At 59.5% G+C, this 6,770-nt stretch carries 4 protein-coding genes and 4 pseudogenes; 5 read left to right on the top strand and 3 right to left on the bottom strand.

The window, feature by feature from the left end; translation table 11 throughout:
- Positions 1–966 precede the first annotated feature (966 nt).
- The 3 genes and pseudogenes from QOC89_RS04490 to QOC89_RS04485 form a co-directional block, all read left to right on the top strand.
- On the top strand, positions 967–1,182 hold the full coding sequence (locus tag QOC89_RS04490; protein ID WP_323043923.1) for a DUF2795 domain-containing protein: 216 nt from the start codon (positions 967–969) through the stop codon (positions 1,180–1,182).
- 274 nt (positions 1,183–1,456) lie between these two features.
- A pseudogene (locus tag QOC89_RS31810) lies at positions 1,457–1,642 on the top strand (sensor histidine kinase); the annotation flags it as partial.
- 22 nt (positions 1,643–1,664) lie between these two features.
- Positions 1,665–2,957 (top strand): annotated as a pseudogene (locus QOC89_RS04485) (ATP-binding protein); the annotation flags it as partial.
- A 205-nt stretch (positions 2,958–3,162) separates the two neighbouring features.
- On the opposite strand, the gene QOC89_RS04480 reads toward QOC89_RS04485, so the two are convergent.
- Positions 3,163–3,672 (bottom strand): ferritin-like domain-containing protein, encoded by a 510-nt coding sequence (locus QOC89_RS04480; RefSeq protein ID WP_323043922.1) that lies wholly within the window; start codon positions 3,670–3,672, stop codon positions 3,163–3,165.
- 395 nt (positions 3,673–4,067) lie between these two features.
- Here QOC89_RS04480 and QOC89_RS04475 point away from each other — a divergent pair.
- Positions 4,068–4,457, top strand: a pseudogene (locus tag QOC89_RS04475) (transposase); the annotation flags it as partial.
- Here the strand turns inward: QOC89_RS04475 and QOC89_RS04470 are convergent.
- Positions 4,417–4,692, bottom strand: coding sequence for a hypothetical protein (locus QOC89_RS04470; RefSeq protein ID WP_323043921.1), 276 nt, complete (start codon positions 4,690–4,692; stop codon positions 4,417–4,419). The pseudogene QOC89_RS04475 and the gene QOC89_RS04470 overlap by 41 nt on opposite strands.
- 392 nt (positions 4,693–5,084) lie before the next feature.
- On the opposite strand from QOC89_RS04470, the gene QOC89_RS04465 reads away from it, so the two are divergent.
- Entirely contained in the window at positions 5,085–5,402 is a 318-nt protein-coding gene (locus QOC89_RS04465; RefSeq protein WP_323043920.1) for a hypothetical protein, read from the top strand.
- Positions 5,403–6,618: 1,216 nt separating this feature from the next.
- On the opposite strand, the pseudogene QOC89_RS04460 reads toward QOC89_RS04465, so the two are convergent.
- A pseudogene (locus QOC89_RS04460) lies at positions 6,619–6,770 on the bottom strand (transposase domain-containing protein); the annotation flags it as partial.

The raw sequence follows: 6,770 nt of genomic DNA, 5'->3' as shown, positions 1-6,770 counted from the left end.
CATTCAAGTCGCCGTGAGAATGTTTTGCAGCGGTGTGGCCTCATATCTCGTCTGGCGCAACGGGTGTGCCCGCCTGGACGTTGTTGCCCTCTGACGACAGGCAACGGGAGCGGAAGGCGGAGCGGCGCCTCTATACTATTTCCACGGGGAACGCGGGCGAGCTGGCCCGACAAAAAACCGCCACGAGATCTGTCGACTGCAATGGTCAAACGGTCATTGTGGTCGCCAAACTGGCACTTCGATGAAGCAACCTACTTGAACTTGGCTGGCGCTTCCGACAACGCCGATTTCGTTGACGTCGTCATTCATTCTTATAGACGCCGATTTGTCTTGTCTCCGGCGACCCTGAATATGACGAGATGCCTACGACCGGGCTGCCGCACTGACGAATTAGGCGGCTTGCCGGTTGCTGATACAAACGCTGGCACGCGAAAAATGACGCGATGAAAGCCACGCCGATCGATGCGGCAATCAAGAGGCGGCTGTTTCCATCGTCGACTCCCTAGGCGTCCTCGTTCACGCGACGTAGGGACATGTGCGCGGTGACTAGTGCATGCAACGCGCGTCAATGCTGCAAAGGCATAGCACGACGTTCATTGCTGGGGCAGACAGTGCCGACCAGCGGACAAGACCGCGCCTGCGCGAGAAAATGCAGGGCGCAACGAACGTAAGCGGTGGCATGGTCCTGTTCCGGAACGGTCTCATTCCGGGCGGCCGCGGGCTTTAGCGATCGGGAAATCTACGGAGCGTTTTGGCGCGCTCAGATTGCGGGTGGTGTCCTATATCTGCCTCGGGTCGAGTGCGGCAGTCCCGCACGGCCGGGTTTGAGAAGCTTGACTAGCAGGGTGATCGGCCATCAGCCTGCAGTTGCAAGCAACAAGGTTTCGGCATGGCGCATGCTGCGTCTGAAATTGCGTTATGCGCGTTGCCTCGCGCTCCTCCTTCTCCAAACTCAAAGGAAATAAAATGGCCTCATCCACCCAGAACGACACCCCGTTCAACAAGTTCATCGACGTACAGAAGGCACTCAAAGGCGTTACCTACCCAGCTGATAAGCAGACCCTGCTCGAAGCGGCGAAATCGAATGGTGCCGATGACGAGGCATTGAAGCAACTGGAAGGCTTGGCTGACGGGGAATATGGAAGCCCAGCGGAAGTATCGAAGGGCGTCGGAAACGAATAGTGCACTCGTACCGCGATTACTTCCGGCGTAACGCCGTGCTTTTCGTTCAGTGATGGAGCCGACAATGTGATTATGGTAAGACACGCCGCAAAAAAGGTGTTTATCTCAACGCTACGGGTGGTGTTTGGTTTGCCTAATTTGGGCCGCTGCGTCCGACGCTGCGGCAAGTGGTGAAAGGCCCAGAGACGCGGGAGCGGAAAAGGAAACGACGGGATGACGCGCGGACGAGCGGAAAATTCGAGTGGTCTTTGGCAAGCCCGATTGACTAGCGTTCGCGCAGCAGATCCTTGAAGCGGTCGCCAAGGACTATCCGCGCCGCAAACGAGACAGGCGCAGATCGACAAATCCAGAGGTCTGGCGGCGGGGTCTGAACGAACGCCGGAAACCGCAGCGCAGATCCATGCGGTGCTGCGCGCGGCGCGGCTTTGATATCAACCAGCTATGCGCGGAATGCCGCGCATAGAGCCCTGCCGTGCGGCGGGGCCGAAGGGCGGCGCGTGCGGCGTGACGGTAGCCGGTTTTTCGCGCACGTCGTGATCGACGCCCATCTACGAAGATGCTCAGGTGGTTGGATTCGCGAAAGTCACACGCGACATCACCGAGCGACGGCGCGCAGCCGAACTGCTTGAGCAAACGCAAAGCGAGCTGGTCCAGGCGCAGAAGATGGAAGCGCTGGGCAAACTGACGGGCGGCGTGGCACACGACTTCAACAATGTCCTGCAGATCCTGCGGGGCAATCTGGAACTGCTTGAAACGAGGCATGGCCTCGACCACTGGAGTGCCGAGCGGCTCGCGAACGCCATTGACACCGTCGATCGCGGCGCCAAGCTCGCATGCCAGCTACTTGCCTTCGGTCGCCAGCAACCTCTCGCGCCGGCCGTGATCAATCCTGCGCGCCAGCTGCGGGCGCTTGACGACCTCCTGCGACGGGCGCTGGGCGAGACGATTGAAATCGAGTCGGTGGTCGGCGGGGGTCTGTGGAGTACCATGGTCGATCCACATCAGCTGGAAAGCGTGGTCCTGAATCTGGCGGTCAATGCCGGAGATGCGATGCAGGATGGCGGCAAGCTTACGCTTGAGCTGGCAGATGCGACGCTCGACGACGAGTACGTGTCGTCCGTTCCTGACGTCGCCGCGGGCCGGTACGTGATGCTGCAGTCTCGGACACCGGCACCGGCATGAGCCACGAAGTGATGGAGCGCGCGTTTGATCCGTTCTTCAGCACCAAGCCGGAGGGTCGAGGCAGGGGGCTTGGCCTGAGCATGGCCTACGGCTTCGTCAAGCAGAGCGGAGGCCACATCCGCTTTTACAGCGAGACCGACGAGGGAACGACCGACAGGATCGACCTGCCGCGTTCGACCGGCGAGGCGGTCGACACCCGGGCCGTTAAGCCGGGTGGTCCGAAGCACGGCAACGAGACGATTCTCGTCGTGGAGGACGACCTGAAGGTGCAGTCGGCCGTCGTCTAACTGCTCAGTGGGCTCGGCTATGCGGTGCTCAAGGCCAACGACGCCGAGCAGCCGCTGGCCGTCGTGGGGAGCGGCGTTCACATCGACCTGCTGTTCACGTACGTGGTGATGCCCGGACCGCTGCGCAGCCCGGAAATGGCCAGAAGGGCGGTCGCGATGCTACCGGGACTGAAAGTGCTATTTACGTCAGGCTACACGCAGGATGCCATTGTGCATGGCGGCCGGCTGGATCCGGGAGTGGAGTTGCTGAGCAAGCCGTACGGCCGTCGGCAGCTCGCATCGAAGGTGAGACAGGTGCTTGGCAACGCGACGCCGAGACGGGCGAAGCGCAGACCGCTCGCACGCGTCCAGGCGACAGCCCGCAGCCAGCTGCAAACCGCGAGGGCCTGCGCGCGCCTCAAGGACGGACACGTCGCCGGTCAGGCGGACCATGCTTTCCGCCTCCAGCGCGTCGGCGGAGGTTCGCGACACCAGCGTCATCCAGACGGTGACGGGTCCCGGAGAGCCGTCGCTACCGCTTTGCATCGTCGCGTCCCCCGGCGGAGCGCGACATGTAAGCAGTGACAATGTCGGGCAGGTGAGCCAGCAGCCACCGTCCCATCTCGACCTCCTGGGGCAGGATCTGCTCGCAGCAGCGCAGCGTTTCATCGTCGCCGGCCGCCCGCGCAGCAGCGATCAACGCCGTGTACGAAGCCACTTCGGTCTGCTCGAAGACATAGCCGCTCATTGCGCCCTTGACGACCTCGTCGGTCATCGTCATGCCGCCGACGGCCTGCCCGAAAGCGGCGATACGCCCGGTCAGATCCTTCATGGCGGAGGGGCTGCTCCCGAGGCGATCCAGACATCCTTCAAGCAGGGTCTGCTGTCCGAGCGTCTCCTGCAGATGCTGATCAATGCGTTGACGCAGTTCCGGATAGTTCTCAAGCCGGGAGGACTGCGCCTTGAGCATGCTCTCGGCCTGCTTTTCCATCGCGTAGGCGTCGCGCAGCCAGTCTACGAGATGTTCATTGGGGTTTGCCATGTGTTGCCTCTCCACACCGCAAACACGTGCGGCAGACGCGCCCTGATCAACACCAGGGCGACAAAGGGGCGCGCAACGGGCGTTCCTGATTCGACTGCCGGGCGTGCGACCGGCCCGCGCACGCACGAATCCACCGGCCTGCTCTGCATCCTGCGATGTCAGTTTCCGCGGAGCGATGTGGATAAATGGCTCACCCAACCTTGCTAGAACGCCTGAACAAGCAGCACCGCATTCAGCGAAAGCACAAGGAAAGCGGCAGGCAATGCCACCGATGCAAGCATGCGACCGTTTACCGGGAACTCATCCAGAGAGGATTTGACTGCATGGTATGCGCGCCCTCCCTGATTCCTAAAAAGCCGGGCGAGCGCGTCAGGACGGACCGGCGCGATGCGGTCACCCTGGGACAGTTGCTGGCGGTACATGTGACACCGGCCAATGAACAGGATCGCGCGCAGGTAGCGGAGCTTGCGCGTCAGGTCCAGCAGGTAACGGTGAACACGGTCAAGGTGGCATTTGCGGATCAGGGATATATGGGCAAAGAGCCCGCGCAGGCCGCGCTCGATGAAGGCATTGAACTGCAGGTGATCAAACTGGCGGAAACAAAAAAGGGCTTTGTGCTGCTGCCGCGACGGTGGGTAGTCGAGCGCAGCTTTGGCTGGCTCAACCGTTTCCGCCGTCTGGCACGTGATTATGAGCGGCTACCTGAGACGCTTGCCGGTCTTCATTTCGTGGTCTTCGCAATGCTCATGCTCGTTCACGCGGTGCCAGTACTTCAAAGTTCCTAACACGCTCCAGGGCGACGTCATCAAGGATCGACGTAGAGGCGTACGGATGAACCTTACCATCGGCACCTATCAATCCGAGAATCTCTCCGTGACCGATAAACCCAAACGGTCCTTTTAGCGTTGCGTTCGAGCGAAGCCCGCCGCAGCCGCCGTGGCCGTCGGCCTGCGCGGCGCCACTGAGCGAGAGAAGTGCAACGGCGGTTGCTGACAAAAGGTTTAAATGCTTGATCTTCATGGTCATCGCCTCGTCACCGAATCAGGCGCGTAACTTCACAGCGCGCAGGGGCATATAACCTCGTGGGGTGAGGCGCCTAATTCAAACAAAATGAAATTAAAAAATGGGCCGCAGTGATACCTACCTGTCGCCGTTTGCGGAGCAAGCGATGAGAGAACGAGAGAATGTCGGCGCGGGCGGCTGTTCCCGAGGGTGAGGCGACGAATGCCTGAGCGTGCGCCGGAGTATTGGATAATGGAACGCTTCACCAAGCAGTCATTTTCGCTACGTGTCGGCAGATACATGCAGAAGGAGTGCACGAAAATCCGCGAAATTGTGACTTCGTGAGTCGGCCACGCTTGAAGTCGAATAGCAAGCAAATGCTGTACTTCACGTTATTCGGAGGGTGCCTGATGAATTTCGGACAAAAGGCAGTCAGATTTACAAATTGCAGACGATTCGCTTTCGCCGTGCAGCGAATGCCTGCGGCGCAGGCGCAGGTCGGCCAGCGCATCGGTGAGGACGACCGTTGTACCTTGAATACTGTTGAAAAAGTCGCTCTGAGGGTTTTTCAATTCGCTCGCAAGAAAGCCGACCTCTTAGATTGGCCTACGAACCGCTCGCGAGCACCGGTCAAGGGTAAGAAGACCTTTCAAAAACTCCCGACGGAGACGGACAGTGACTTTTTCAACAGCATCATGCCGAAAGCTGCCGCTCGCTTTGCTTCGTGACCCGGACGAGGCTTGCCGTTGAACGTCCGACATGAGTTGTGTGCGCTTCCGTCGACAACAGTTGGTCTAGGCGGCTTGGCGAGTATTCGCATCGCTGCTGCAGCGAGCGTCTTCGATGACCTGCGTGAGTGGCTCGCAGGAGAACGGCTCCTGCAAATAGGCATCGAAGAGCCGGGCAATGTCTCCCTGGCTGGCGGTGTCTCCCGTCATTGAAACGAGGAAAGCCGCGGAGCGAATCGGCTTGCCCTCACCGACCATGCGACAGCACTGCCTTTTATGTCGGGCAGGTTCTCGTCAAGCAAAGTGATTTCAAAAGCGCCGGTACGAAGGAGCCTGAGCGCATTTTTGCCATCTGGGCCGCAGCAGCATGGTGGCCATAGCAGTCCAGCGGGAAAGCGAGACTGTCCGCGACGGACTGATTGTCGTCAGGCTTCGATCGGATTCCAAGCCTCCAGAACATCGTGCAAACACGGGATACGAAGGCGGACCGCATGTGTCGCGATCTAACCAACAGCGCCAGACGGAGAGTTGGATCTGAGCCACCGGCCGCACCGTGTACATCTGTCTACCTATTCGTACTGGTAGTCATTGAAGTTCAATATTTTCAATTAGTTGTGTGATCGCTTACCGCGGCGCCACTGTTTGGCACGCACTTTGCATTGATCCTCATCGAGGAGTGGCGACATCCTCAAAAACAAGCTCTGACTTTCCTGACTGACTAATTTGCCCTTGGAGTATCGAAATGAACGCTTTGGTAATCAAAGACCTCCCCGTAGCCGTCGAGATGGATCGTACTGCAATGACCGCCGTCAGCGGCGGCAGGTTGCCGCAACAGATCGTGAACATCATCCAGGCCGTTTCCGACTATGCAAATGACGCTCCGGTCCAGCACAGTTTCACTGGTAGTGGGATTTCTACGAAGTACTAACAGAAACCCGGTGATTTCGTAGCTCAAGGCCCCGCCAACAGGGGCCTCTTGAATTCGCTTCAGGTGACTTTTTCTGCGCTGCCCGGATACCGGCGGTTTCTCCTCAACTCGACGGGTTGTTGTGTAAGCGACTCGGCCCGACCGTTTCCTCGTTCGCGCGCATCGTCGGGCGGTGATGGCGTGTCGGAGTCCGTGTAGATCAAGGGAGATCGTGTCCACGATCCATCCAAATCTATCCAGATCTACCCGGTTGAGGGTGTGGGCGGGGTGAGGGGGTTTCAGTCTGTCAGCCACATTCCAAGGCAGCAATTCGTCGATGCGAGAGATCTTGTGATCAGCGATGTGGGTCAGGACGTATTCCAGGTAGGCACGCGGGTTGATTCCGTTGAGCTTGCACGTCCCGATCAAGCTATACATCGCGGCGGCCCGCTCGCCCCCGC

This window comes from Paraburkholderia sp., assembly GCF_034668105.1.
In the GTDB taxonomy this organism is placed as follows: Bacteria; Pseudomonadota; Gammaproteobacteria; order Burkholderiales; family Burkholderiaceae; genus Paraburkholderia.
Note: the sequence above shows the minus strand (reverse complement) of the source record. Positions and strands in the feature narration are given on the sequence as shown.